Annotated in this window: 26 protein-coding genes and 2 riboswitches; of the genes, 20 read left to right on the forward strand and 6 right to left on the reverse strand. The window is 45.8% G+C overall.

The features are described from left to right. Window positions 1-400 precede the first annotated feature (400 nt). The 7 genes from NSQ55_RS02645 to NSQ55_RS02675 all read left to right on the forward strand — a co-directional run bounded on the left by NSQ55_RS02645 (window position 401) and on the right by NSQ55_RS02675 (window position 6465). Complete coding sequence (locus tag NSQ55_RS02645; RefSeq protein ID WP_019913840.1) at window positions 401-589, forward strand: hypothetical protein; 189 nt, start codon at window positions 401-403, stop codon at window positions 587-589. A gap of 403 nt (window positions 590-992) precedes the next feature. Next, a complete protein-coding gene (gene coxB, locus NSQ55_RS02650) occupies window positions 993-2039 on the forward strand; it encodes a cytochrome c oxidase subunit II (protein ID WP_076124488.1) in 1047 nt (348 codons plus the stop codon). 126 nt (window positions 2040-2165) lie between these two features. Next, window positions 2166-4013: a cytochrome c oxidase subunit I gene (gene ctaD, locus NSQ55_RS02655; protein WP_076185229.1), complete on the forward strand. Its 1848-nt coding sequence runs from the start codon at window positions 2166-2168 to the stop codon at window positions 4011-4013. Beyond that, window positions 4010-4636, forward strand: coding sequence for a cytochrome (ubi)quinol oxidase subunit III (locus tag NSQ55_RS02660; RefSeq protein ID WP_038568531.1), 627 nt, complete (start codon window positions 4010-4012; stop codon window positions 4634-4636). The genes ctaD and NSQ55_RS02660 overlap by 4 nt, the downstream gene beginning before the upstream one ends. Before the next feature lie 5 nt (window positions 4637-4641). Beyond that, window positions 4642-4968 carry a cytochrome C oxidase subunit IV family protein gene (locus NSQ55_RS02665; RefSeq protein WP_036682505.1) on the forward strand — a complete coding sequence of 109 codons (327 nt, stop codon included), beginning with the start codon at window positions 4642-4644 and terminating at the stop codon, window positions 4966-4968. A gap of 85 nt (window positions 4969-5053) precedes the next feature. Further along, entirely contained in the window at window positions 5054-5974 is a 921-nt protein-coding gene (ctaG, locus tag NSQ55_RS02670; RefSeq protein ID WP_076124487.1) for a cytochrome c oxidase assembly factor CtaG, read from the forward strand. A gap of 26 nt (window positions 5975-6000) precedes the next feature. Beyond that, window positions 6001-6465: a DUF420 domain-containing protein gene (locus NSQ55_RS02675; RefSeq protein ID WP_076124485.1), complete on the forward strand. Its 465-nt coding sequence runs from the start codon at window positions 6001-6003 to the stop codon at window positions 6463-6465. Window positions 6466-6852: 387 nt separating this feature from the next. Here the strand turns inward: NSQ55_RS02675 and NSQ55_RS02680 are convergent, their stop codons facing one another. After that, on the reverse strand, window positions 6853-7026 hold the full coding sequence (locus NSQ55_RS02680; protein WP_179088739.1) for a hypothetical protein: 174 nt from the start codon (window positions 7024-7026) through the stop codon (window positions 6853-6855). 344 nt (window positions 7027-7370) lie between these two features. On the opposite strand from NSQ55_RS02680, the gene NSQ55_RS02685 reads away from it, so the two are divergent. The 6 genes from NSQ55_RS02685 (at window position 7371) to NSQ55_RS02710 (ending at window position 11907) form a co-directional block, all read left to right on the forward strand. Continuing rightward, the gene (locus tag NSQ55_RS02685) at window positions 7371-8099 is read left to right on the forward strand and encodes a hypothetical protein (protein ID WP_076185183.1); all 729 of its coding nucleotides are present in this window, start codon (window positions 7371-7373) and stop codon (window positions 8097-8099) included. 61 nt (window positions 8100-8160) lie between these two features. Then, window positions 8161-8556, forward strand: coding sequence for a GntR family transcriptional regulator (locus NSQ55_RS02690; RefSeq protein ID WP_076124482.1), 396 nt, complete (start codon window positions 8161-8163; stop codon window positions 8554-8556). Window positions 8557-8574: 18 nt separating this feature from the next. Next, on the forward strand, window positions 8575-9504 hold the full coding sequence (locus tag NSQ55_RS02695; RefSeq protein ID WP_339171016.1) for an ABC transporter ATP-binding protein: 930 nt from the start codon (window positions 8575-8577) through the stop codon (window positions 9502-9504). A 4-nt stretch (window positions 9505-9508) separates the two neighbouring features. Further along, on the forward strand, window positions 9509-10411 hold the full coding sequence (locus NSQ55_RS02700; RefSeq protein WP_339171019.1) for an ATP-binding cassette domain-containing protein: 903 nt from the start codon (window positions 9509-9511) through the stop codon (window positions 10409-10411). After that, window positions 10404-11684 (forward strand): ABC transporter permease, encoded by a 1281-nt coding sequence (locus tag NSQ55_RS02705; protein ID WP_076124479.1) that lies wholly within the window; start codon window positions 10404-10406, stop codon window positions 11682-11684. The genes NSQ55_RS02700 and NSQ55_RS02705 overlap by 8 nt, the downstream gene beginning before the upstream one ends. Before the next feature lie 31 nt (window positions 11685-11715). After that, the gene (locus tag NSQ55_RS02710; protein WP_143762355.1) at window positions 11716-11907 is read left to right on the forward strand and encodes a hypothetical protein; all 192 of its coding nucleotides are present in this window, start codon (window positions 11716-11718) and stop codon (window positions 11905-11907) included. A gap of 585 nt (window positions 11908-12492) precedes the next feature. Here NSQ55_RS02710 and NSQ55_RS02715 read toward each other — a convergent pair. The 3 genes from NSQ55_RS02715 to NSQ55_RS02725 are packed head-to-tail and all read right to left on the reverse strand — an operon-like array spanning window position 12493 to window position 14076. Further along, a complete protein-coding gene (locus NSQ55_RS02715; protein WP_339171025.1) occupies window positions 12493-12945 on the reverse strand; it encodes a hypothetical protein in 453 nt (150 codons plus the stop codon). A gap of 40 nt (window positions 12946-12985) precedes the next feature. Continuing rightward, window positions 12986-13507: a hypothetical protein gene (locus NSQ55_RS02720; RefSeq protein ID WP_051490930.1), complete on the reverse strand. Its 522-nt coding sequence runs from the start codon at window positions 13505-13507 to the stop codon at window positions 12986-12988. A gap of 14 nt (window positions 13508-13521) precedes the next feature. Beyond that, entirely contained in the window at window positions 13522-14076 is a 555-nt protein-coding gene (locus NSQ55_RS02725) for a hypothetical protein (RefSeq protein WP_076124474.1), read from the reverse strand. A 68-nt stretch (window positions 14077-14144) separates the two neighbouring features. After that, a riboswitch (cyclic di-AMP (ydaO/yuaA leader) is annotated at window positions 14145-14309 on the reverse strand. A gap of 419 nt (window positions 14310-14728) precedes the next feature. Next, window positions 14729-14918: riboswitch (cyclic di-AMP (ydaO/yuaA leader) on the forward strand. Window positions 14919-15169: 251 nt separating this feature from the next. On the opposite strand from NSQ55_RS02725, the gene NSQ55_RS02730 reads away from it, so the two are divergent. The 5 genes from NSQ55_RS02730 to NSQ55_RS02750 all read left to right on the forward strand — a co-directional run bounded on the left by NSQ55_RS02730 (window position 15170) and on the right by NSQ55_RS02750 (window position 22622). Further along, complete coding sequence (locus tag NSQ55_RS02730) at window positions 15170-15586, forward strand: hypothetical protein (RefSeq protein ID WP_076124472.1); 417 nt, start codon at window positions 15170-15172, stop codon at window positions 15584-15586. Window positions 15587-15802: 216 nt separating this feature from the next. After that, complete coding sequence (kdpA, locus tag NSQ55_RS02735; RefSeq protein WP_076141854.1) at window positions 15803-17479, forward strand: potassium-transporting ATPase subunit KdpA; 1677 nt, start codon at window positions 15803-15805, stop codon at window positions 17477-17479. Window positions 17480-17495: 16 nt separating this feature from the next. Beyond that, on the forward strand, window positions 17496-19529 hold the full coding sequence (kdpB, locus tag NSQ55_RS02740; RefSeq protein WP_076124469.1) for a potassium-transporting ATPase subunit KdpB: 2034 nt from the start codon (window positions 17496-17498) through the stop codon (window positions 19527-19529). Between the two features lie 37 nt (window positions 19530-19566). Then, window positions 19567-20193 (forward strand): potassium-transporting ATPase subunit KdpC, encoded by a 627-nt coding sequence (gene kdpC / locus NSQ55_RS02745; RefSeq protein WP_081383332.1) that lies wholly within the window; start codon window positions 19567-19569, stop codon window positions 20191-20193. Between the two features lie 104 nt (window positions 20194-20297). Then, on the forward strand, window positions 20298-22622 hold the full coding sequence (locus tag NSQ55_RS02750; RefSeq protein ID WP_076185175.1) for a histidine kinase: 2325 nt from the start codon (window positions 20298-20300) through the stop codon (window positions 22620-22622). 99 nt (window positions 22623-22721) lie between these two features. On the opposite strand, the gene NSQ55_RS02755 is transcribed toward NSQ55_RS02750, so the two are convergent. Beyond that, window positions 22722-22961: a glutaredoxin family protein gene (locus tag NSQ55_RS02755; protein WP_076124465.1), complete on the reverse strand. Its 240-nt coding sequence runs from the start codon at window positions 22959-22961 to the stop codon at window positions 22722-22724. After that, window positions 22958-23284 carry a bacillithiol system redox-active protein YtxJ gene (gene ytxJ / locus NSQ55_RS02760; RefSeq protein WP_076302354.1) on the reverse strand — a complete coding sequence of 109 codons (327 nt, stop codon included), beginning with the start codon at window positions 23282-23284 and terminating at the stop codon, window positions 22958-22960. The genes NSQ55_RS02755 and ytxJ overlap by 4 nt, the downstream gene beginning before the upstream one ends. Window positions 23285-23512: 228 nt before the next feature. Here ytxJ and NSQ55_RS02765 point away from each other — a divergent pair, with 228 nt between their 5' ends. Together NSQ55_RS02765 and NSQ55_RS02770 are read left to right on the forward strand one after the other, a co-directional pair. Next, window positions 23513-24235 (forward strand): SDR family NAD(P)-dependent oxidoreductase, encoded by a 723-nt coding sequence (locus NSQ55_RS02765; RefSeq protein WP_076124464.1) that lies wholly within the window; start codon window positions 23513-23515, stop codon window positions 24233-24235. A gap of 48 nt (window positions 24236-24283) precedes the next feature. Next, entirely contained in the window at window positions 24284-24919 is a 636-nt protein-coding gene (locus tag NSQ55_RS02770; RefSeq protein ID WP_076185171.1) for a ThuA domain-containing protein, read from the forward strand. The last annotated feature ends 9 nt before the right edge of the window (window positions 24920-24928 follow it).

Below are 24928 nucleotides of genomic sequence, written 5' to 3' on the forward strand. Positions count from 1 at the left end.
TTTGGAGACATCTGACTTACGAAGACAGCTGTAAAAAATAATATTTTCCAAATAGTACATTTTACAAGGAAAGGTGGAAGTTAATCCGGAATATGATACAATATAACGATAAGGCCCGAAAGGAGTGATTCAGTAAGTGGCTCTTCGGGTAATAAAAGTGTCAAGGAGCTATCGTTCATCAGGCGTCCTTACTCTCAGCCCAAATCACGACGAACCTGCTTCACCGGCAAGGCGGTGTCTCAAAGGCTAGATTTAGCTTTAGATTCCACGTTTTGACGGATAGTGCAAGCCACGTATGTGTAATGGATACTTCACTTGCATTCGAGGTTACGGCGTACTTTTCATCATGCATTCTCTACAACGGAGCATTCATTTTCAATGTTTTGGGAGGGAACTGATCATGGCAAGTAAAGGTCATAACGAAGTCAAGGAAAGTCTACGGGAAATGACACGCATTTTCCGGCCCAAAGATCCCAAGAAATTCGTAAAGGAGTACGTCCGAAAGTATCGGATTACAGGAGGCTATGAAGAAGAACTGACCATGGTCGTGGAACACGAGTTGGTACGGATGAATTCATCCGTCTCCTAGCTAACAGATACGTTTGTCACTTGCTTAACTTTAGACATCATTTTGAGTAATAACATCCACGAGGATTCTTATAAACCGTGCCCGAGCGACTTTTGTTGCTGGAATCGGTTTTTTTTGTATGTCCATTTACGAATAAGGAAAAGTCTTCCTCATAGAATAGTCAAATGAATTAATAGACACATTTTAAATTGAATGCGCTTTCTTTATTATTTTTTATTTGTTTGCGTTTTCATAAAATGCTATAAAATCCAGATGGGACAAGGGTTTATTGTGTCAAAAATTACAATGTGAACTAGTTGTGAACGATTGACAAAACTTTCCCTTAAACTTATATTAATAGTGATTGTTATAATTGACAGAAAAAAACAGGAATCTACGAAATCGGGAAAAGCGGGGTAGATCAATGATGAAAACGTGGCAGGCTGTAAAGCGACTCCTTCCCATGACCGCTATGTTTGGACTCTTTCTTGCCGGGTGCGGTCGTGAGGACTTGTCAGTACTCAGACCACAGGGACCTGCAGCAGACAGATCTTACGGATTAATGGAGCTGTCGATCAGCATTATGATCGTGGTGTTGCTGATTGTCTTTACGATTGCAGCTTATGTACTGATCCGCTTCCGCAGAAGACCGGGTCAGAATGAAATCCCTGAGCAGGTTGAGGGCAGTATGAAACTTGAGATTCTCTGGACAGTCATTCCGCTCATCCTTGTTGTAGTACTGGCCGTGCCAACGGTTAAAGCTGTGTTTGCCGCTGGAGATGATCATTCCAATGACAAGAATGCGATCAAGGTTAAAGTAACCGGCCACCAATACTGGTGGGAGTTTGAGTATACCGACTATAAGGTAACTACAGCGCAGGACCTGATTATTCCGGTGGGCAAAGATATCGCCTTTGAACTGGAAACTAAAGATGTGCTGCACTCCTTCTGGGTCCCTTCTCTTTCCGGTAAAATCGATACTAACCCAGCTGGAACGATTAACCGCTTTAGCTTTAGTGCGCCTAATGAAGGCGTTTACCGTGGGAAATGTGCGGAGCTATGTGGTCCTTCTCATGGATTGATGGAATTTAAGGTGAAATCAGTTAGTGAACAAGAGTTTCAAAAGTGGATTGATTCTATGAAAGCACCTGTAGCTGTGCTGCCAGAGGATCCTGCTTTAGCTGAGAAGTTCAAAGCGGCATGTCTGACTTGCCACGCTGTAGGTGATCAAGGGATTAATAATGCGCCGAACTTGACCGGAATTGGTTCTCGGGAATCGATTGCTGGAATTCTTCTCAACGACGACACGAGGGAAGATGGTGCGCCGATTGAAGAGAATCTCAAAACCTGGCTGCACGACCCGCAATCCGTAAAACCAGGCAATCTGATGCCTAACCCCAAAGATCTGGGCCTGAGTGATGCTGAGATTGATGGCATTGCAGAGTATCTGGCCAACTATAAGCTGGACTAATGCCTTAGCCTAAAGGCGGGCGGAACTTTCGAAAAGGGGGGACGAACTTTGGCTCAAGCAGCGCATACCTTGAATTCATCCAAGCCTCTGGGGCACGGTCACAGTGTGAAGCGCCATACAGGACTTATGGATTGGCTAACAACCGTCGATCACAAAAAAATCGCGATTTTGTACCTATGGGCCGGAGGATTATTTTTTGGCATCGGGGGAATTGAAGCGCTTCTGATTCGTTGGCAGCTCATCAAGCCGATGAATAACTTTTTGGATGCACAAACGTTTAATGAACTCATAACTATGCATGGTACGACGATGATCTTCCTCGGCGTCATGCCAGTCATCTTCGCACTCATGAATGCCGTCATTCCGCTACAGATCGGTGCACGTGACGTAGCCTTTCCTTTTCTAAATGCACTTGGTTTCTGGACCTTCCTGTTCGGCGGGATTCTACTGAATCTTAGCTGGGTTATGGGTGGTGCTCCTGATGCCGGGTGGACCGCCTACACCCCACTATCTACGAGTACATACAGCACTACACACGGTGTAGACTTCTATACGATCGGCTTGCAAATTGCCGGATTAGGGACCCTCATCGGGGGGATTAACTTTCTAGCCACGATCATTACGATGCGTGCGCCGGGAATGACCTATATGCGGATGCCGATGTTCGCCTGGACCACATTTATTACTTCCGCCATTATTTTGTTTGCTTTTCCAGCAATAACAGTAGGGTTAGTACTGCTGACATTCGACCGGATTCTAGGAGCCAATTTCTTCGAAGTCGGAGCCGGAGGAAGTCCAGTGCTATGGCAGCATATCTTCTGGATATTTGGTCACCCGGAAGTGTATATTCTCATTCTGCCTGCCTTCGGGATTATTTCCGAGGTCATCCCAACCTTTTCGCGTAAAAGACTGTTCGGATATAGCTCCATGGTGTTTGCAACCATCTTGATCGCCTTCTTAGGTTTTATGGTTTGGGCTCACCACATGTTCACAACTGGACTTGGACCTGTAGCTAACGCGTTGTTCTCCGTATCAACGATGTTAATTGCGGTTCCGACCGGGATTAAAATTTTTAACTGGTTGTTCACGATGTGGGGCGGGCAAGTACGTTTCACAACCCCTAACCTGTTCGCTGTAGGATTTATTCCTACATTTACTATGGGGGGAGTAACTGGAGTGATGCTGGCGTCCGCACCTGCTGACTTTCAGTTCCATGATACGTATTTTGTTGTAGCGCATTTCCACTATGTTATTGTAGGTGGTTTGGTGCTTGGCCTGTTCGCAGGTCTGCACTACTGGTGGCCCAAAATGTTCGGAAGGATGCTGAGTGAGACGCTGGGCAAGTGGACTTTCTGGACGTTTATCATCGGATTCCATCTGACCTTTTTTGTACAGCATTTCCTTGGGCTTATGGGGATGCAGCGCCGCGTATTTACTTATTTACCAAATCAGCAATTTGATTTGCTAAATCTAGTCAGTACCATTGGTGCAGGACTTATGGGTGTTGGTATGATTATTTTCTTGGTGAACATCTTCCTGACTTCCAGAAAACCAGCGGATGCAGGCAATGATCCGTGGGAGGATGGACGTACATTGGAATGGACCATTCCTTCACCGCCGCCAGAATATAACTTCAAGCAAACACCTCTTATTCGGGGGATTGATGCCTTCTGGAAAGAAAAAGTAGCAGGGAATAAAGGCATGACACCAGCAGAGCCGGTGGGCTCAATTCATATGCCGTCGGCAACGATTTTACCGTTTACGATGTCTGTCGGAATTTTTATCGCTGGGCTTGGCTTTATGTTTAGCCGTGATGAATTCGGCAATGCTTTTATGAGCTTCCTGTTTAATAATTATATCGTTACAGCCATCGGTCTTATTATTACATTTGGATCCATGCTGATGCGTTCGCTGTATGATGATCACGGATGGCATATTGAACCTGAAGAGCTGGAAGGAAGTGAGCGGACATGACAACGGCACATGCAGAAGCTTCTAAGGATACCTTTCCGCACGAGCCGGAAAAAGCTACGCTCGAAGGACGCAACAAGGTTCTTGCCTTTTGGTTGTTTCTAGGCGGCGAAGCGGTATTGTTCGGCACGTTGTTCGCTACTTTCCTCGCACTGCGTAATCAGACGAATGAGGGGCCTTCGGCGAATGAACTGTTTCACCTGCCGCTTGTAGCCGCTGCAACATTCATCCTGCTGGTAAGCAGTCTGACGAGTGTATTCGCTATTCAAGCAATGCACAGAAATCGGCCGGCACTGCTACGGAATTGGCTTTTAGTTACTGTAGGTTTAGGTTTAGGTTTCCTGGTTTTGGAGATCTATGAGTTTACTCAATATGTAAGACACGAAGAATTCGGAATGACCACAAGTGCATTCAGCTCGGCATTCTACACACTGGTAGGATTTCATGGTGCGCACGTAGCCTTCGGGATCGCTTGGATCTCCATCTTGATCGGGCAGCTCGCCCGCAAGGGGTTAACGGTTGTTACTGCACCAAAAGTGTATGTGTCAGCCATGTACTGGCATTTTATCGATGTAGTATGGGTCTTCATCTTTACGGTTGTATACCTACTCGGAAAGGTGGGCTAGGCACTATGACGACGGATCAGCATATGCCAGATAGCGGCGGGTATAAGCAACGTCATCGGCATGAAGGACCACAGAAACATATTGTTGTCTTTATTTTCTCCATTGTCTTAACATTGATTGCTTTCGCTGCTGTTGCGGCTGGGGGCGTAAATGCAACCTTTGCGATTATTTTGCTGCTGGTAATGGCTGTTCTTCAGGTTATTGTGCAGATGGGCTTCTGGATGCATCTAAAAGATAAAGGGCATCTTCTGCCGATTCTCTTCATGCTGGGCGGCTTCTTTATCGCTGGGACCTGTATTGTTATGTCGCTGTATTGGGTTTGGTGGAATTAACGGACGATAATGAAAGAGGTGGGCTGCGATGCCCCCTCTTTTTGATGTTTAGATATATGAATTCCTGCGCTAGGAGGTTGGGATTATGCTGGGATTAGAATACTTTAGTTTTGCTGAACTATGGAGTCCGCTTTTTCTAGCGGTAATGCTGCTGCTGACAGCAGGTTATTTTGTGTGGATTGGTCCGATTGCTGGGCGTTATGCCGATTCATTACCGGTGCCATTTTGGCGTAGAGCGTTATTTGTCTGTGGGATGCTTGCCCTTTACCTGGCACAAGGAGGACCCATTAGCCTTTTAGGGCATATGATGTTTTCCTTCCACATGGTCAGTATGGCCTTGTCTTATCTGGTAGCGGTGCCGCTGATTATGCTTGGAATTCCAGATTTTATCTGGCGCAGGATACTAAAGGTGAATCCGCTTCGGCGGTTATCTTTTTTAGCTCATCCGGTAGTAGCTGCTCTATTGTTTAACGGACTTTTTTCCTTGTACCATATTCCTGTTATTCATGATTATGTGATGCTGCATTTTACTGTTCATCGTATTTATTACATTGTTTTGTTCCTGACTTCTGCTTTAATGTGGTGGACACTGATTAATCCGCTGCCGGAACATCGTATGGCGAGTGGGCTTGGGAAGATTGGATTTATTTTTCTGAACATGGTATTGCTGACGCCGGCTTGCGGGCTGATTATATTTGCCGATCATCCGCTCTACGCCACTTACAGTGATCCAGAGACTTGGGCGCGTGCTATGGGCTATTGTATCTCGGGAGACCCCTCTGTTTTACTTCAGAATTTTGGAGGTCCTGCATTCTTTGAAGTGATGTCGCCGAAGGTAGATCAACAGGTGGGAGGCATCGCGATGAAGTTCATTCAGGAATTTATTTTTGCCTCTATGCTTGCTTATGTGTTCTATCATTGGTATAAAAAAGAGAACGGACAAGACGACGATGAATTGTCGACGCCATCCTCAACACTTCAGGAGAGCAACTTGAACCGTGCATAACTGGTAGACTGCCGAGGGGGAGAATCATGGATATTTTCACAGTGTTTCCGACTATTAGTACGTCATTCATCGTGATCAGCGCGGTGCTGGTGGCTATAGGTTGGTGGCTCATTATCAAGGGCAAACGCGAGGCGCATAAGAAAACGATGATTGCTGCCGCTATCGCTGCGCTGCTGTTTTTTATTGTTTACGTATCGAGAACGTTGTTTGTGGGAAATACCTCATGGGGTGGACCGGATGAACTGAAGACGATTTATCAAGTGTTTTTGATCTTCCATATCGTTCTGGCAACCGTAGCTGCGGTATTCGGACTTACTACGTTAACACTTGGTTTCAAGGCGAAGTATTCCAAGCACCGTAAGTGGGGCAGAGTGACATCCATAATCTGGTTTATCACAGCGATTACAGGCGTTATGGTGTACGTGCTGTTGTATGTTTTGTATCCAGGTGGACACACCAAGCCGGTGTGGGAAGTTATTTTGGGTGCGTAAAATAAGTGCTTGAATAGAGCACAGAGTTTAGTGCGTTGAGCGAATGAACAGCACTAGAGTAGCAGAACCGTAAATAGTTATGAAATAAGCCTATATATCCGCATGTTCCTGAGTAGGGATTGCGGGTGATGGGCTTATTTTGGTTTGTAGAGCTTCGGGATCTGTCCTGAAATTGAACGAAGTTAGCTCGAAAAAGACGCAATTAGGGAAAACCTCCCTGATAATGCACGAAATTAGCTAAAAAAGGCCATAATTAGGGAAATCCTCCCTGAAAGTGAATGGATTTAGCTCAATAACGGAGTAATAGCTGAAATTTTGGGGAGGATTTCCCTAAAAACTAATAATCTAAGCTCGGTTGGGCAGATTTTAGGGAGTTTTTCCCTAATGTTAATCCGCCCGGCAGTCGCCCATATCCCATACCTGAAACTGCACTAGCAGCCGAAACGGTATCCCACACCCGAAACCTGAACCAGTCAGCAGCCGAATCAGCACCCCGCCCCCGATACCGCACCATCCGCCATACCCGCCTCCCTCAACACACATCACACCAACACGTTGCATAGAAGCAAGAGTGAGCTCTTACTACTTCATTTCCAGAATGAATTATCTAATAAACTCCATTATCCCAGCTACATTCGCCCCCGTAGCAGCATTCTGCCTCAATTCCCCCTCATTGTAGTTAATCTCAATTAATAAGCGTTACCTAACGTCTGAGAGTGTCTTCATAAGCTTGAAGTATGAGGTTGCCCAAACCTCCTATTTCTTTAGAATAATTTCCAGTTACAGGATTGACAATGAAAAACCAAGGTCATATACTGTGTATATAGATATATACAGTAAGCACAGGGATATGAACACCTGCTTCTGCTAGACGCTGAAGACATTGTAAAGCGAGGTTAGCATTAATGAGAACATTAAAAGATTCATGGTTTATGTTGCGCTCTGATTTTCGCGGAGACAAATTAAAAATATTAGGGACCCTCGTGATAACAGTTGTTTTTATGAGTTATCTTGGTGGACTGACTAGCCTGATAGCAAATGATGTACTAGGTGAGCAGGATCGGACGATGCTAGCGGATTTCTTATTTCTTTCCTTTATCCCCTTATTGGGATTAACATTCTCTCGCCGTTCCATGAAATATTGGAGTGAAGACTCATACACAAAAATGTTGGTTTACTTACGAACTTTACCGATTCCAGCTTCAGTAATATTATTGCGGAGAAAACTTCAGGGTGTGATCTCCTTTACTCTAAATGGCACGTTATTCTTCGGTATTATTTACTTGTTAGGAGAGAATTTCCGGGCAGAGCTGGCGGTTCCATCGTATATAGCTTTTGCGATTACTTGGCTCGGCTTCGGATTCATGGTCTCAGGTCTATATATTTTTATTGAATATCTTTTTAGCGGCAAAGCTTATCTATGGCTAACATTGCTTATCGTAGTTTTATCGTGGGCAACATCGTTCCTAGTTACACTGGGCGGAGGCAGTTTGTTCTTATACAGTATCTCCTATTCTAAGGAGTGGGGGCTGTTATCTCCGATCATGTGGGGGTCACTTCTGCTGGGAACAATATCTGTGCAGTTATTCTCTAAATGGACTATACATCGGCTGAAAAGTCGCAATCTCATATAAAAAATCGGAAATGGCAAGGACTGCGCTCTAGCACGCTAGAGTGGAAGGCGAGGTGTAAATAATGTGGATACCGGTACAAATCAACGAAAATAGTGCAGAGCCCCTCTATCATCAAATAGAGACTCAGCTTAGATCATTAATCATTAGCGGAGTCATTACAGAAGGTACGCTGCTGCCCTCGATTCGTGAGTTCGCAGGAGATCTGAAATGCAGTGTAATTACCGTGCGGCGGGTATATCAGGATCTGGAGAACGAAGGTTTGCTGCGAACGCGACAAGGAACGGGTACCTTTGTATCCCATGTAGGTGACGGAGCAATGGAAGAATATAAACGTGAAACGGTTGGCAAAGCACTTGAAAGTGCAGTGGATATCGCCCGATCGGTACATTGCAGCAAGGATGAACTTGAACAGATTTTTATGGAGATTGTAGAACGTAAGTATAGAGAAAAGGATTGAGAGGGGGCGCTTACTCATATGGTACAGATGGCTATAGAATTGCGGAATGTACTTAAACGGCGGCGAAACAAGACGATAGGGCCACTGACCCTGAATCTGCCTAAAGGATATATTACAGCTTTGGTAGGTCAGAATGGATCCGGCAAAAGCACGCTGCTGAATCTGCTGATGCAGCTGACTAATCCAGAGGAAGGCGAGATTTATTGGTTCGAGAACAGGTATGATAGCGGGTTGTCTCTGGAGCTTCGCCAGACCATTGCCTATGTTCCTGAAACGTCAATTACTGAGGAGAACCACTGGAATGCAGAGGAGGCAGCGCGATTTCGGAAGTATTGGTATCCAAATTGGGACGATCAGTATTTTCACGAGCTGATGGATCGCTTTGAGGTTCCGTATCATACGAGACTTTCGAAGATGTCTAAAGGGGAGCGCCGGAAATTCGAAATTGCTGCAGCACTTGCGGCACGGCCAAGTCTGCTGCTATTGGATGAACCTTCATCGGGTCTTGATCCTTTTGCCTGGAAGATTATGATCGAGACACTTCGTAAATATATGGATGAGCACAACGCAACGATTATCATCTCCACACACATTGTGGATGAGGTGCGACGGCTGGCGGATTATATCGTCCTTATGCATCGGGGAGAACTGCTGGGTATGGCTGAAAAAGACAGTCTGTTCGGTGCTTGGACCGAGGTTTGGGTGAATGCTGCGGATGAAGAGGAGCTTGCGGAGTTATCGGCTGAGTTGCCAGGAGGCTTGCACTTTACCATGGATACACCGGGTGTAGCTTCTTTTATCATAGAACAATTTTCTGAAAACGAGAAACGCATTCATGACTTGGGCGTAAAGGTTATCAAGAGCCGCAGTTTGGAGCTGGACGAAATATTAAGTTTATGGACACAGGGTCATCGTCCTATTCTAATTGACCACAAGAGAGGGGACTAGAGAAATGGAAGCCTTAAAGCTGGAAAGTGTAGTTAAGCAATATGGAGAAAAAACCGCAGTAAACGGAATTAACCTAACCGTAGGTAAAGGGGAAATTTACGGATTACTGGGGGCGAACGGCGCGGGGAAAACAACCACGATGCGTATGGTGCTCGGCCTAATCTACCCTGATGAGGGCAATATTTTGTATAACGGAAAACCTTTCAACAGTGAACTGCAGCAACTTATGGGTTATCTGCCCGAAGAACGTGGACTATATCCTAAGGTGAAGATCAGCGATCAAATCGTTTACTTGGCCCGCCTGCGTGGGATGTCAGCTAGTGATGCAGATAAGAGCTTGCGCTATTGGCTGGATCGATTCGAGGTTCCGGATTATTACAATAAAAAAATAGAAGAGCTTTCCAAAGGAAATCAGCAAAAAATGGGCTTTATCGCCGCTGTCGTTCATAAGCCGCAGATTCTGATTCTAGATGAAGCTTTCAGCGGGCTGGATCCAGTAAACGTGGAGCTGCTGAAAGATACGGTCAAAGAATTACGTGATTCGGGAACAAGTATCCTCTTCTCTACGCACCGGATGGAGCATGTGGAAGAGCTATGCCGTAACATTACGATTCTCGATCGATCCAATACGGTCGTTCAAGGGGATATCCGCACGATCAAGAATGGCTACCCGCGGGAAGAAGTATTGCTGCGTACAGCTAATGAGGTAAAAGGTCTGGAGTCCATCGCAGGTGTTACAGCAGTTAAACGGCTGGAGCGTGGGTATCTGTTATCGATCAGTGAGATCGGTGCAGCACAGCGTATTTTACAGCAGGCGATAGCACAGGGTGAAGTGGAGCATTTTGAAATCAAGGAACCTACGTTAAACCAAATCTTTATCAGAGCGGTGGGTGAATCTAATGAATAAGATGGGGACAATTATCGGCTTTACCTTTAAAAATAAAGTTAGAACGAAATCATTTATGATTACTACTTTGATTCTAGTATTATTGCTCAGCATAGGGATGAATCTTCCCTATATCATCGATCAGTTTAAGGGTGATTCGGCCAAAAGTGAAGTTACTCAAATTGCTGTGATTGCTGAAGAGGGAAATCAGGTTGCAGAATTGTTGAAGGCTTATACTGCGCCAGAGGGCATGCCACAGGCTAAGATAGTACAATATGCTTCTGCGGAGGATGCCGAGTTAAAGAAAGCATTAGATGAAGAGACCGTAGAAGGTTATGTTACTTTTGCGGAACCTACTGGTGAAGGGCTTCCACCCGTTACTTATCATAGTAATGATGGGGAACTAAACGGAGATGTGCAAGTTTATCTCCAAAATGCACTTCAGCAAGCAAACACACAATTCATCGTTGGCGACAAGCTGACCTCTGAACAGATTGCTGCAATGTCAACGCCTGTGCAGATTACTACACAACAGCTTAACGCAGGCGGTGGCAGTGAAAGCTCTCAGGAGGACACTCCAGCCATTAACTACATTATCGTATATGCCATGCTTATGTTGTTCTTTATGTCCATTATGATGACAGGCAACATGATTGCCGCAGAGATAACTTCTGAGAAAAGCTCGCGGATTATGGAGATTCTGATTACAAGTGCCTCACCTTTAGCGCAAATGTTCGGTAAAGTTATCGGTGTTTTCCTAGTAGGAATATTGCAAATTGGGATCTTTGTCGCAGCGATCGTCGTCAATTTGACGCTCCCGCATAATGCGACTGTATTGGCTGATTTTGATCTCGATTTAGGCCAGCTCAATATTAACTTGCTGCTCTATGGATTTGTCTTGTACGTATTAGGTTACTTCCTCTATGCCTTGATGTATGCGGCTGTAGGTTCGATTGTCAGCCGTACGGAGGATCTCGGTCAGGCGGTAATGCCAATCATGATGTTAGGCTTCGTAGCGTTCTATGTTCCACTGTTCAGTATCTCCAATGCAGATACTCTAGTGGTTAAGATAGCGAGTTATGTGCCTTTCACCTCACCATTGACGATGCTGCTCCGAATTGGTGTCGGCGAGGTGGCGATCTGGCAAGTCATTGTATCGCTGCTGATCCTGCTTGTGACTACCTTCATCTTCGGATGGCTGGCAGCCAAGATCTATCGTACCGGCGTACTGATGTACGGCAAACGCCCAAGTATTAAAGAAATCAGAAAAGCAATGAAAGCTTACAAGATCTAAGAAGACCTCATATAACTTTTAAGGAGTGCTAATGATGTCTACAAGCGAACAATATACCATTATGCTTTTAATGAGTTCGGTATCGCTGGCTACGGTTAGTAGAATGCTTCCGGATGGCTCCACTTTTATGGATTTCGTTCAAGGCGTATTGACTGGTGTTGCTATAGTGGGGATGTTGGCAGGATTGTGGATGTACGGTAAGGCGCGTAAGAGTAAAGTGTAATAGTAGGAACTGAATTTTCGGGGGTATCCTAACAGCCATTTATGGTTGCTGGGATATCCCCGTTTTTGAGTTGGCAATCTCTTTGTATACGAGCTGATATAGCTAACGGACCCAGCAGCACTTAAATGCAGCAATCATCGAGATTTAGCAAGATATCGGACACTATAGTCGCTATTGGCATGAAAAATGGTGAATTAGTAGCTCTTTTAACCAAATAGTTGCACTGGAGTCCGATACTATGCTCAAAAGGCGATAAACGTGCAAGTAACGTCATCTGGGTCCGTAAGCCTTGTCTTGGTGGAAGATGATTAGGGCTTGCTTTAAGACGATCCGAGACGTTCATCGCTCGGGATTTTTACTTTCGGACTCAGAAGGCGTTATTTGGCGATTTCAAGGTCTTTTGAAGGGGGTGCGGACTCCAGTGATGCTATTGAGTGGAAGTAGGCGTATATTTGGTGCTCTATAAACAATTAGTGACTCTGGAGTCCGAACGCCGACCATATTTGAGGAAAAGCTTCAATTAAAGGCTCCTGAGTCCGTTAGATGCTTCATACGCTTAAAGATTGTCTGAATTCTAGTCAGAGACTAAATTATAGAAAGATTTGCGCTCGTTAGTACATCCGCTTGGGCGGTCATCTGCTCCCGTACAGCTCTAAGCTGTGCTTTCAATGCAGGAACACTTTTTTGCAGAATAATGCTTATTTGAGAAAGAGGCAGCTTTAAGCCGTACCACAATACCTTCACAAGCTGTTCCTCCCAAGGTAATGCCTTAGCCGATAGAAGCGAGCGCCGGGCAAAAGAATCAGCACACTGGCGAATACAAGTGCGGTAAGCGTGGATAGAGAATAACTGAGGATCGAATTCATCCTGACGATATATTTTATGAAGCTCTGTGAAGGTGCGGATAGTAATCTTGTCTGCCTCATTAGATTGTTCTAACAACATGGAACTAAGTACGTAGACTTCATTAGTATACTTTTGAACACACTCTGCAAATTTAGTACTGTAGGTGGACTCGGGAGGTAAGGGGTCAGGCATGGTGAACACGATCCTTTCAGATTGAGAGATTTGCTTGAATCTATAATATAGAAAAGTAAGAGATGGATTTATTGATGAGATCGGCGGTGTCTGGTTCCGGGCAACTGTGTTTCTGCTGGGAGGCAGTGGATAAAGCTTTTGAAGGCTTGTAGTAGAGCCGTTCACTTCTGGAATTGCTCCCCCCTGCTGCAACACTGTACAGACGCCCTTGCTGAATATGCCCTGCCAAGGATTTACCCTGGAGCTTGGCCTTTAAATCCTGCAAAGCACCCTGAACTAGCTCAAGCTTAACCTGCTCCCAATCTGAACCTTCGCGGCGGACCTTATCCAGCGCTTCTTCAAGACGGCAATGACAGATGGCCCGTAAAAAAGAACTCCATTTAATAAGATCGAAATTTTTGGTGTTGGCAGAGATCAGACAAGCCCCCCAACTGCAGCCTCCCTTACAGGTGAGCTTCAGAATACCATAACGGCAGCCTTCAGCCCCTTCCATTCCATAGTGAATAGGCTCGGGTTCATCCAATACAAATACTTCAATGCGGGATAGTCTGCGCTGGTCCATAGTAGGGTTCCTCCTTAGATTTCCAAAAGCTTTAAGTCAACATGATGAGTGACACTAGCCTTTTCTACACAAGCGAGCATCTCCATTTTATTCTCACAGACTGCGGTATGCTCTAGCCATAGTCGGAACTTCTCTTTTCGTATAACAGATAGATGTAAGGGAAAGGTGCTGCGGGATCTCAAGACATACCAACCGGCGCTTACATCTTTCCAAGGCTCCTTGAAGGCTGTAAACCACGGGAGCTTTTGGTGTGATGACCAATCCTGCTGCTGCTGTTGTTCTCGAATTTTTTTATATATCTCATATACAATCTTAGAGTCTAAACAGTCTTTACAAGAAGAAGGTGTGCTGAACTGGCGAAGGGCTTGGATCTGGTTCTGGCCAAATGCATAGCCTACAATGTACCTGTGATTATGTTCTTCGAACCACAAGGCCCCGAAACAAACGTAATTTAGACTTATCGGCTCAAGCAGCCCTTGATGTATCCCTAAATAATAGTGCTTCAAAACATTCACCCCATCCAGCGTGCTATCACCTAATAAGCTTAGGTAACGCAAAAACCGCAGCAAGAGGAGGACCTCTGCTGCGGTTTTGGATTACAGGCAGATATACCTGGGCCAAAGCGTGGCGGATCAAGGGTCTCTCTCTTTACGCTTACGAGGTTAGCTGTCGGATTCGGACGGTGAGAGTCGCCCTACCTATTGAGACTTATGCAGTCTCCTTTGGATTCACCCCAAGTAGGCCAGATGGCCTGATGGTTCCCCCGTTCCCTGCGAATGCAGGAACTCAGCGTTGATTGTTTTTCATGAATTAGATTCAACCCGAATCATACTCTTTTCAAGATTTTCTGTAAAAAACGGAAAATGTTCTTTTAGAGCAATTTTAACCATATCCTGCCGACTACGACTGAAAAACGAGGTAAATAGGTATTTATGGCGTGTTATCGCGCCTCTTTCTCGCTCAGCCTCAGCTTCTTGCGTTTCTACCTATAATGGGAATTTGCAGTATTTTCGCTCTAAAAAGGTGAATAAAATCACATGTACTATAGATAGCGATTAAACGCTCCAAACTCGAGTAAACAAGAGATATAGAGAGATTAGATATCAAGTAAGCGCTATCTAATGGGAAAATAGTTTTTAATTTGCATTATTTTGGCATCATTCAGGTTTTACAAGTCTTCGTGCATAAGAGTATGATTACTCCTGTTTCAACGACAATCGAATATTTGATCCGCTTAATTTCCGGTAAGGAAAGCGGGGGAACCAACAATCGGCAGCCGATGTGAGAGTCGGAAGCCGATTATGGGGTGAATCCTGTAGAGGGTGTGAGTGAGCTTGCATCTATACAGGTAGGGCGACTCTCACCGCCCGAATCCGACAGCTAACCTCGTAAGCGTATGGAGAGAGGATGAGTGCAATGTGACCGCTAGCGAGCCACAGAGGAGATCCTTTGTGGCTTTTTGCTGTGCTCTTAGAAGCAAAGCATTTATGGAGGCCTCCCCTAAGAGGTCGCTAAATTCATCATTAGCGGTATTTGTAAGGCAGCGTCTAATGACGTGACACAACCGAGCTTTAGGTTGTGCCCGAAAATGACGATAGGTCAACATCCTTTCGGAGATTTTCGTTGCCTCCTTGTTGTAAATGAGCAGGAGGAGAAAAAAAGATGACGGATCAGAATGAATATGTGCTTGTATGTGCGCCTACAAAGGCGGGAGAACATTTCATTAAACTTCTGAAGTTCAGGGGTATTAAGATGGCGGGATTAACCAACAATGTGGCTGAGAAAGCTTTACTTGAGGAGCTCGGGATTGAGCAGGTTATTCTAGTGGATACCCGCCATCAGAGCACTTGGTTTCGCCCATCGTTCCCGGTAGGCAGGGTATATCTGTTTGAGAGCAGCTTTCCGCTTTGCTGCCGCTATATTCAGATGTGCCGTACCTGGACGACACAGCCGATTTTTGTGATTACAAGTTCAATAAATCCTAGATTGGTCTATAAAAGACTTGGTGCGAGCTATGTAATCTATTCCCATAGTGGTGATGCTGATTTTCTAATCGATAGATCACCTCATCAAGGATAATGGAAGGAGTGCGGAAGATATGATGGATCTGTATATGGTGGCTTCGTTAGCTGTAATTTACGGGTTATTTTATGGCTTTATGCGCTGGTGCGCAGGTGTAGTTGAGGATACGGGGAGGGATAAGCTGTGATTCTAGTAATCGCTGTTACCCTACTGTTGTTTATATATCTGGTTTACGCGTTGATTCATCCTGAGAAATTTTAAGGAGGGGCATTCATGGGCATTTTGCAAATAGTCGTCGTAATTGTAATTCTCATCTTGCTGGTCAAGCCGATGGGAACGTATTTATATCATGTATTTTCTAACGAACCGAATCGTACGGATCGCTGGTTTGCAGGCACAGAGAAAGGTATTTATAAGCTGATCGGCCTGAAAAAACGGGACGGAATGTCCTGGAAGAAGTATGCACTCAGCTTTGTTTTAACTAATATCGTACTGGTTGCTTTCAGTTATATTTTTCTGAGATTACAGCGGGGATTGCCGCTGAACCCGAATGGAATTGCCGATATGGAACAGACGCTTTCATTCAATACGGTGATCAGCTTTATGACCAATACGAACCTGCAGCATTATAGCGGGGAGACGGGACTATCGTATTTTTCACAAATGGCAGTCATCACGATGATGATGTTCACGTCTGCAGCGAGCGGATTTTCTGTTGCGGTTGCTTTTGTCAGAGGGATTACAGGACAGAAATCAGTCGGGAACTTTTTCGAGGACTTCGTAAAAGCACATATTCGTGTATTCATTCCATTAGCTCTGCTAGTTTCATTGGTGCTGGTAGGATTGCATGTGCCACAAACGCTCAAGCCATCGCTTGAGGTCACTACACTTGAAGGGCAGACGCAACAAATCGCTATCGGTCCAGTCGCTTCTTTGGAATCAATTAAACACTTAGGTACGAATGGTGGCGGCTTCTTCGGAGCCAATTCAGCACATCCTTTTGAGAACCCTAATCCACTTACGAACGTTCTGGAGATTCTCTCTATGTGGATGCTGCCAGCCTCTTTGCCATATATGTACGGATTGTTCGCTAAGAACAAACGTCAGGGCTGGGTGATTTTCACAGCAATGATGACCTTGTTCGTACTACTGCTGGGATTGAATTATTATGCGGAAACCAAAGGCAATCCAGCTATCAATGCGCTGGGGATCGAGTCTTCGCAAGGCAGCATGGAAGGTAAAGAGGTACGTTTTGGTATCCCGCAATCTTCGCTGTTCACTTCGGTAACAACGGCAGCTACGACAGGTAGTGTTAACAATATGCATGATACGCTGACACCGCTGGGTGGCATTACCCCTCTGGCCCTAATGATGCTCAACAACGTCTTTGGGGGAAAAGGTGTCGGACTAATCAATATGCTGATGTATGCCATCATGGGTGTCTTCTTATGTGGACTAATGGTTGGCAGAACACCAGAGTTTCTCGGGCGAAAGATAGAAGCCAAGGAGATGAAGCTAATTGCGATTGCTATCCTTGTGCATCCGTTCATTATCCTTGTACCAACAGCAGGTGCGTTCTTAACGGACTTGGGCAACGGTTCCATCACGAATCCCGGATTCCATGGACTTAGCCAAGTGTTATATGAATATGTCTCTTCTGCCGCGAACAATGGTTCAGGATTTGAAGGGCTTGCGGACAACACCACCTTTTGGAATGTTACAACCGGGATCGTAATGCTGCTTGGCCGTTATGTCTCTATAATCGCGATGCTGGCAGTTGCAGGCTCACTGATCCAGAAGAAGCCAGTTCCTGAGACGATTGGCACATTCCGCACAGACAATGGTCTGTTCACCGGAATTCTGATTGGTACCGTTGTAATTATCGGGGCTCTGACGTTTCTGCCGGTCATTGTGCTCGGCCCGATTGCAGAATATTTGACCTTACGGTAGGAAGAGGGAGAACAAGATGAGTACTGTAAAAAGAAAAAAGCTGCTGACGGGACCCATACTCCTAAGCGCTGTAAAGGATAGCTTTATTAAGCTTAACCCGGTGACGTTAATCAAAAATCCGGTCATGTTCGTAGTCGAAATCGGTACGATTATTGTATTGCTTATGGTACTGGCCCCCGGATATTTTAATGCAGAGAAATCGGTAGGCTTCAATATCACAGTGTTGTTCATTCTGCTATTCACAGTGCTGTTTGCCAACTTCGCTGAAGCGCTGGCTGAAGGCCGCGGGAAAGCCCAGGCGGATTCACTCAAGAAAACGAAACAGGATATCACAGCTAACAAACTCGTTGGAGGGTCTGTGAAGACCGTTTCTTCTTCCGAGCTTCGTAAAGGAGATATCGTCATCGTCAGTCAGGGAGAACTTATCCCTGGCGATGGTGAAGTAATTGAAGGGCTGGCCTCCGTAGATGAATCGGCAATTACAGGTGAATCTGCACCTGTTATTAAGGAAGCTGGCGGAGATTTCGGCTCAGTCACAGGCGGCACCCGGGTAGTCAGTGATGAGATTAAAGTCAAAATTACCAGTGATCCCGGTGAGTCATTCCTGGATCGGATGATCTCCCTCGTTGAAGGGGCGAAACGTCAAAAGACACCCAATGAAATTGCACTAAATACACTCTTGATCAGTCTGACGTTGATTTTCCTGATTGTAGTAGTGACCTTGCGGCCTATTGCGACTTATCTGGGCGTTGATCTAGATATTCCTGTTATGATCGCTTTGCTGGTCTGTCTGATCCCGACCACAATCGGGGGACTGCTCTCCGCTATCGGGATAGCAGGGATGGACCGCGTCACACAGTTTAATGTCCTTGCTATGTCAGGGAAGGCCGTTGAAGCTGCCGGTGACATTAATACAATGATTCTAGATAAGACCGGTACGATTACTTTCGGAAACCGGATGGCGAGTGATTTTGTGCCTGTTGGAGATGAAACGGAAGCTGAGCTTACGGCTTGGGCAGCTATTAGTTCGCTAAAGGATGAGACTCCGGAAGGACGTTCGGTTATTGAGCTGGCTAAGAAGCTGGAGCGCAGCTATGACAGCAAACTTGCTGAAGGCGGAGAGTTCGTAGAGTTTAAGGCTGAGACCCGGATGAGTGGTATAGATCTACTTGATGGACGATCTGTTCGTAAAGGGGCAGTCGATTCCGTGAAGAAATGGGTACAGTCGAAGGGCGGAGTCATTCCCGCGAACCTCGACAGTAATTCCGATGCTATCGCTCGGATGGGGGGGACCCCGCTTGCTGTTGCGGTAGACAACCGGATTTATGGACTTATTTACTTAAAGGATACGGTTAAGCCAGGGATGAAAGAGCGGTTTGATGAGCTGCGAAAAATGGGAATCAAGACTATCATGTGTACAGGGGACAATCCGCTGACCGCAGCTACTATTGCCCGTGAAGCAGGGGTAGATGATTTTATTGCAGAGAGTACACCTGAGGATAAAATAGCGGTTATCCGCCGTGAGCAGAACGAAGGCAAGCTGGTGGCAATGACTGGTGATGGTACGAATGACGCACCTGCCCTTGCCCAAGCTGATGTGGGCTTAGCGATGAACAGTGGGACTACAGCCGCTAAGGAAGCAGCAAACATGGTTGATCTGGACTCCGATCCCTCGAAGATCATTGAGGTTGTAGCTATTGGTAAACAGCTACTGATGACGCGGGGCGCGTTGACAACGTTCAGTATTGCGAATGATATCGCTAAATACTTCGCAATTATTCCGGCAATGTTCATGCTCGCCATTCCCGAAATGGAAGCCCTGAATGTCATGGGATTGGGTTCACCTAGCTCGGCAATTATATCTGCATTAATATTTAATGCGATTATTATTCCGCTGCTGATCCCATTGGCTATGAAAGGTGTCTCGTATAAAGCGATGAGTTCTACGAAGCTGCTGGGACGTAATATTTTTATCTATGGTTTAGGTGGAGTAGTCGTTCCTTTTGCGGGCATCAAGCTTATTGATTTGCTCGTAAGTGTATGGATATAACAACGGATTGACTAATCATTGAAAGGGTGAGAGCATCGTGAATAACAGAAAATCGAATGCGGACGCTGAAGAACAGTTGTCATCATCGAAGGGGGCTAATTTCTTTATTATATTACGGCTATGTCTAGTGTTTATTGTTCTTTGCGGAGTGATTTATCCTCTGACTACTACAGCGATTGCTCAAGTTCTGATGCCATCGCAAGCGAACGGCAGTCAGCTGAAGAATGACGCTGGAGTAGTTGTGGGCTCAGAACTCATCGGGCAAAGCTTTACGGACCCGGCATTATTCCATGGCCGTGTATCCAGCATTGATTATAAAGCGGAAGCCTCAGGCTCCAATAACTACGGCCCATCCAACCCGGATATGCTGCAGCGGACGAAGGATTCCATCACACAGTGGCAGCTTGATAATCCGGATGTGCCTGTAAACAAGCTGCCGGTTGATTTAGTAACCAACTCGGGTTCAGGTCTTGATCCGCATATCACTCCTGCGTCGGCAATTGTGCAGATTCCCCGGATCAGTAATTTGACTGGGATTCCAGCCGCGCAGCTGGAAGAGCTAGTGAATAAGCAGACCGAAGGTCGCGATCTAGGGCTGTTTGGTGAAAAGCGGGTAAATGTTCTGAAGCTGAACATGGAGCTGCAGAAATTAACGAACAAATAAATATAGCTAATATCCCTGCCCGATTGTTCAAACTGGGTCAGGGATATCTTGCTTTCTGGCATAGAAGAGTGAATGGGTGAACGGGTTATTAAGGAGTGGTCTTGATGGGAACATATCGGAGGAAGACGCCGGAGGAACTGCTGCTCTCTATTTATGAGCTGCATCGTGGACGTCTGAAGATCTATATAGGTCCGGTCAGTGGATCAGGCAAGACCTATCAGATGCTGCGTGAGGGTCAGGCGCTGAAAGCACAGGGCATCGATGTTGTAATCTGTGCGGTTTCAACCAACCAAAGTCCAGAAACAAGGGATCAGCTGGGTGACTTGGAACGGATTCCAAGTATTCATTGGTTTCAGAAGGAGATCGAGAAGAAGGATCTGGACGTGGAGGCCATTGTGGCGCGTAATCCAGAGGTTGTACTGACCGATGGATTGGCTCATCATAATCGCGAGGGTGCGGAGAGATCGACTAGGCTGGAGGATATCAAATATTTATTGGGCTGTGGAATTAGTGTCATCACAACTGTAAACGTATACGAGCTGGAAGGCGCAGCAGATCTTGCGCGGAAGTGGACGGGGATTGAGGTGGAATATTCCTTGCCTGCGGAAGTGCTCACCCTTGCAGATGATATCGTTCTAATTGATGTGACTCCGGAAAAGATACTTCAACGTTTGTCCGAAGGACATTTGGGCAAGAAGCAGCGGACTTCGCTTTTTAACAAAGGGAATCTAAGCAAGCTGCGGGAGCTGGCGCTGAGAATGGTTGCGGAGGATGTTAATGGTTCGCTGGAGAAGCATCGGGAGGAGCAAGGATTGCTGGGGGCTTCGGGGATTGCCGAAAAAGTGTTGGTGTCCGCACAGTATTATTGGAATGGCTCGATTCATATCCGCCGTGGGCAGCAAATCGCTAAACGGTTAAACGGAGATCTGGCGGTGGTATCCTTCTGGAAGCAGGGCCTGACGCCCTCTAAGGAAGCAGCAACCTTCAAGCGATCCCTATGGAAGCTGACTGAGAAGATTGGGGCCTCGATGGAGGAGATTTCTTTTCGCTCGAAGAGGGAGATTCCGGGACTTCTAGTGAAATACGCCATCCAGCATAATATTACCCGTATCGTTATGGGTCACTCTAAGCAAACGGCGTGGCAGGAGCTGTGGAAGGGTTCGATTGCTAACTCATTGTTAAAGCAAATCCGTGGAGTAGATGTGTTTTTCGTGGCTGATCGTGCTGAGCGTGAGGGAGAACGTGTTCTTCCTACCCGGCAGAGCCGAAATGAGCGGAAAGCTGATGCCTATCACAGATTAAGCACTCAGGAAGTAAAGGATAAAATCGATGCGATTCGTGGGGGCACATTTAAAGTGTACATTGGTGCTGCTCCCGGGGTGGGCAAGACTTATAAGATGCTGCGAGAAGGAAATGATCTCTTAAAGAGAGGGATCGATGTTGTTATTGGACTACTAGAAACGCATGGACGTAAAGAAACCCTTGAACAGATCGGTGATCTGGAGATCCTTCCGCGACTGAGCATTGACTATCGGGGGACTGTCCTTGAGGAAATGGATACGGCAGCTATTATTAAGCGTAATCCGGAGGTCGTACTGGTAGATGAACTGGCACATACCAATATGCCGGGCAGCAAGCATAAGAAGCGGTATATGGATGTTATGGAGTTATTGGATGCGGGGATCTCTGTAATCTCCACAGTGAATGTTCAGCATTTAGAAAGCTTGAATGATGCAGTAGAACAAATTACCGGAGTTAGAGTTAGAGAGACTTTCCCGGACAGCATTCTGCAACGGGCCGACGAAGTTGAACTTATCGATGTATCCCCCAAAACACTGCAAGAGCGGATGAAGGATGGAAAAATATATGCGATGACCAAAGTGGATCAGGCGCTGGGTGCTTTTTTCAAAATCGGCAATCTAATCGCCCTCCGTGAACTGGCGCTGCGGGAAATTGCTGATGATGTGGATGAACGTCTGGAGGCCTGGGAACGTGTCGGGTCGCTGCGGGGACCTTGGCGGCGGCAGGAAGTGATCTATGTGTGCATCACCTTAGGAGATCATGCGGAACGTCTGATTCGGCGCGGTTTTAGGATTGCCTATCGTCTAAAAGCTTGCTGGTATGTTACGTACGTACAGGAATATAAGCAGAGCGGGCCTTCTTACGATAAACGAATTAATGATTTGAAAGAATTGACGGAACGACTGGGTGGAACGTTTAAGATGATTCCTAACGTGCTCCCGGCACGAGTGTCTTCCTTGCTGCTTGAAAGGTCTCAAGCCTTACAGAGCACACAGATTATTATCGGCCAGTCCCAACGCTCATGGGTGCGCAAATGGCTACGCGGGGATGTCACTAAACAGATTTTGCGTTCGGCCAGAAATGTAGATGTACTGGTCGTGGCAAATCTTATGCGTGAGGAACCCTAAGCTTTAGAACAATGAAAAAAAGGGATTCCTTGCCGAGTGGCTGCTGGAATCCCCTTTTTTGTAAGCATATATCAAGTGCTAAATAATTAAACGAATGAATTACTGAGCAGCTTCGAGAAGTGCTTTCAGCTCGGGAAGATTGAATCCTTTGGTGGCGTGATCCCCTGCTACAGTAACAGGAACACCCATGAAACCAAGCTTTTCGACTTCCTCTTGATAGACGGTGCTAGTCATAACATCTCTTACTTCAAAAGGGATACCTTGCTCCGTAAGATATTGTTTGACCAGATTACAGTCGCTGCAGCCTGCTGTTGAATAAACAATCACTTGCTGGCTCATTGGTTCACAGCCTCTTTGATAGCATCTCTTGTGATCTTCCAGTGGGAAGTGTTCCAGCGGACCTCAGTATCCTCAAGCAGGAAGAGCTGTGGAGATTCATGCTTAATCCCGAAATCCTCGGCAATTTGATTGGAAACTGGACGATCCTCGATGACTAGAACTACTGCTGCTGCAGTATCCGCATCCTTTAGATAAGCCTGGAATTCTTCATTAGCTTTGGCGCTAATCGGGCAGGTAGTGCTGTGTTTGAACAGCAGCTTCTTGCCAGGTTTAGCCACATACTGCTCAAGATCTTCCAATGTATGAAGTTGTTGAATAGACATAGATATCACCCTCCTGGGATCGTTATTTTACTAACCATTGTGTTGTTAACAACCTGTAATCATGATTGTAACATATATTAAATTTAAAACAAAAAGGATTCTGGAGCAGCTAATCCAAGGATGACTAAACCCTCATTTTAGCGCGTTGAAAAAAAGGGGATGGCATGCTAAGGTGAAAGGAAGACAACTTGCTTCAATAATCCTTACTAGGTAGGAGTGTTGATAAGAATGAACAGAGTTGCATGTGTGACTGGAGCTGATCGGGGTCTCGGATTGTCTCTTGTGCACTCTCTTTTAGAGAAACAGTTCTCAGTATTTGCTGGACAATACATGAGAGATACAGATGAACTGAAAGCGCTTAAAGAGGAGTATCCGGAACAGCTGGAACTTATTCCACTCGATATTGGTAGTAAGGACAGTGTAAAGCAGGCAGCAAGGGCTATCGCCAGCAGAACGGGGCATGTTGATATTCTTATTAATAATGCCGGAATTATTCATTCCGCAGATGATGCTACGATGCTGGTGGATATGGATGATGAGGGCATGGCGGAGATTTATAATGTGAATACGCTAGGCGCGTTGAGAGTCAGCAATGCACTTATGGGACTTTTATTGCAAAGTAAGGATAAATTGATTGTTAATATTTCTTCGGAAGCGGGCAGCATTGGCAGAAATAAACGTATTAATATGTACGGCTACTGCATGTCTAAGGCGGCTCTCAATATGCAATCCTCCCTGATGCACAATCATCTAAAGACGCTTGGGGGTCAAGTGATGGTGTTTCACCCCGGCTGGATGAAGACTTATATGCATGGCGAAAAAAATGAGCAAGCGGATATTTCACCCGATGTGTCCGCAGACCAGATTATAAGTCAGGTTATGGAGTATAAAAAGCATCTAGGGGATGAGCCGGCCTATCTTGATGTGGATGGAAATACATGGCCTTGGTAGATGGGTTTCCGTAATCAAAAAAACTACACGAAGAAAGGCGATGATAGGATGTCTACACTAAAAGCACTGGCACTCGGAAGTTATTCGGAGGTTAAATATCACCCATTTGCGGGAGTAGACCGGGAGATTGAGCAGATCCTTGCCAATGACCTGCAGGTATTCTCCTCGGAGGATTATGGGCTGCTTAATAAAGAAACATTATCTGACTACAAGCTGGTGATCTCTTATACCGAATTCTCCGATGATAAAATACCGGCGGAACAAAGCAGCGCATTGCTCTCCTATGTGGCTAACGGTGGTGGATTACTAGTGGTACATAACGGAATCTCCTTACAGCGTAATCAGGAGCTAGGCGCTATGCTGGGAGCGCATTTCACTCATCATCCAGAATTCACTTCGCTCCAGATGTCTATACCGGCACGGGAGCATCCCATTATGCAGGGGATCGAAGAATTTGTGATCGATGATGAGCCTTATTATTTTGAGCAGCATCCCTATTTCGAAACAACTGTGCTTATGGAATATCCTCATGATGGGGCAATGAGGCAGGCGGCTTGGTGCCATGAATTTGGTCTAGGCCGGGTTGTTTATTTAATGCCTGGTCATCATTTGCCGTCATTTTCCGTAGAGCCCTTTCGCCAGATGATTCTTAGAGGTGGACTTTGGGCGGCAGGATTATTATAGGATATAAGC

Source organism: Paenibacillus sp. FSL H7-0943, from assembly GCF_037963265.1.
GTDB classification, from domain to species: domain Bacteria; phylum Bacillota; class Bacilli; order Paenibacillales; family Paenibacillaceae; genus Paenibacillus_AQ; species Paenibacillus_AQ odorifer.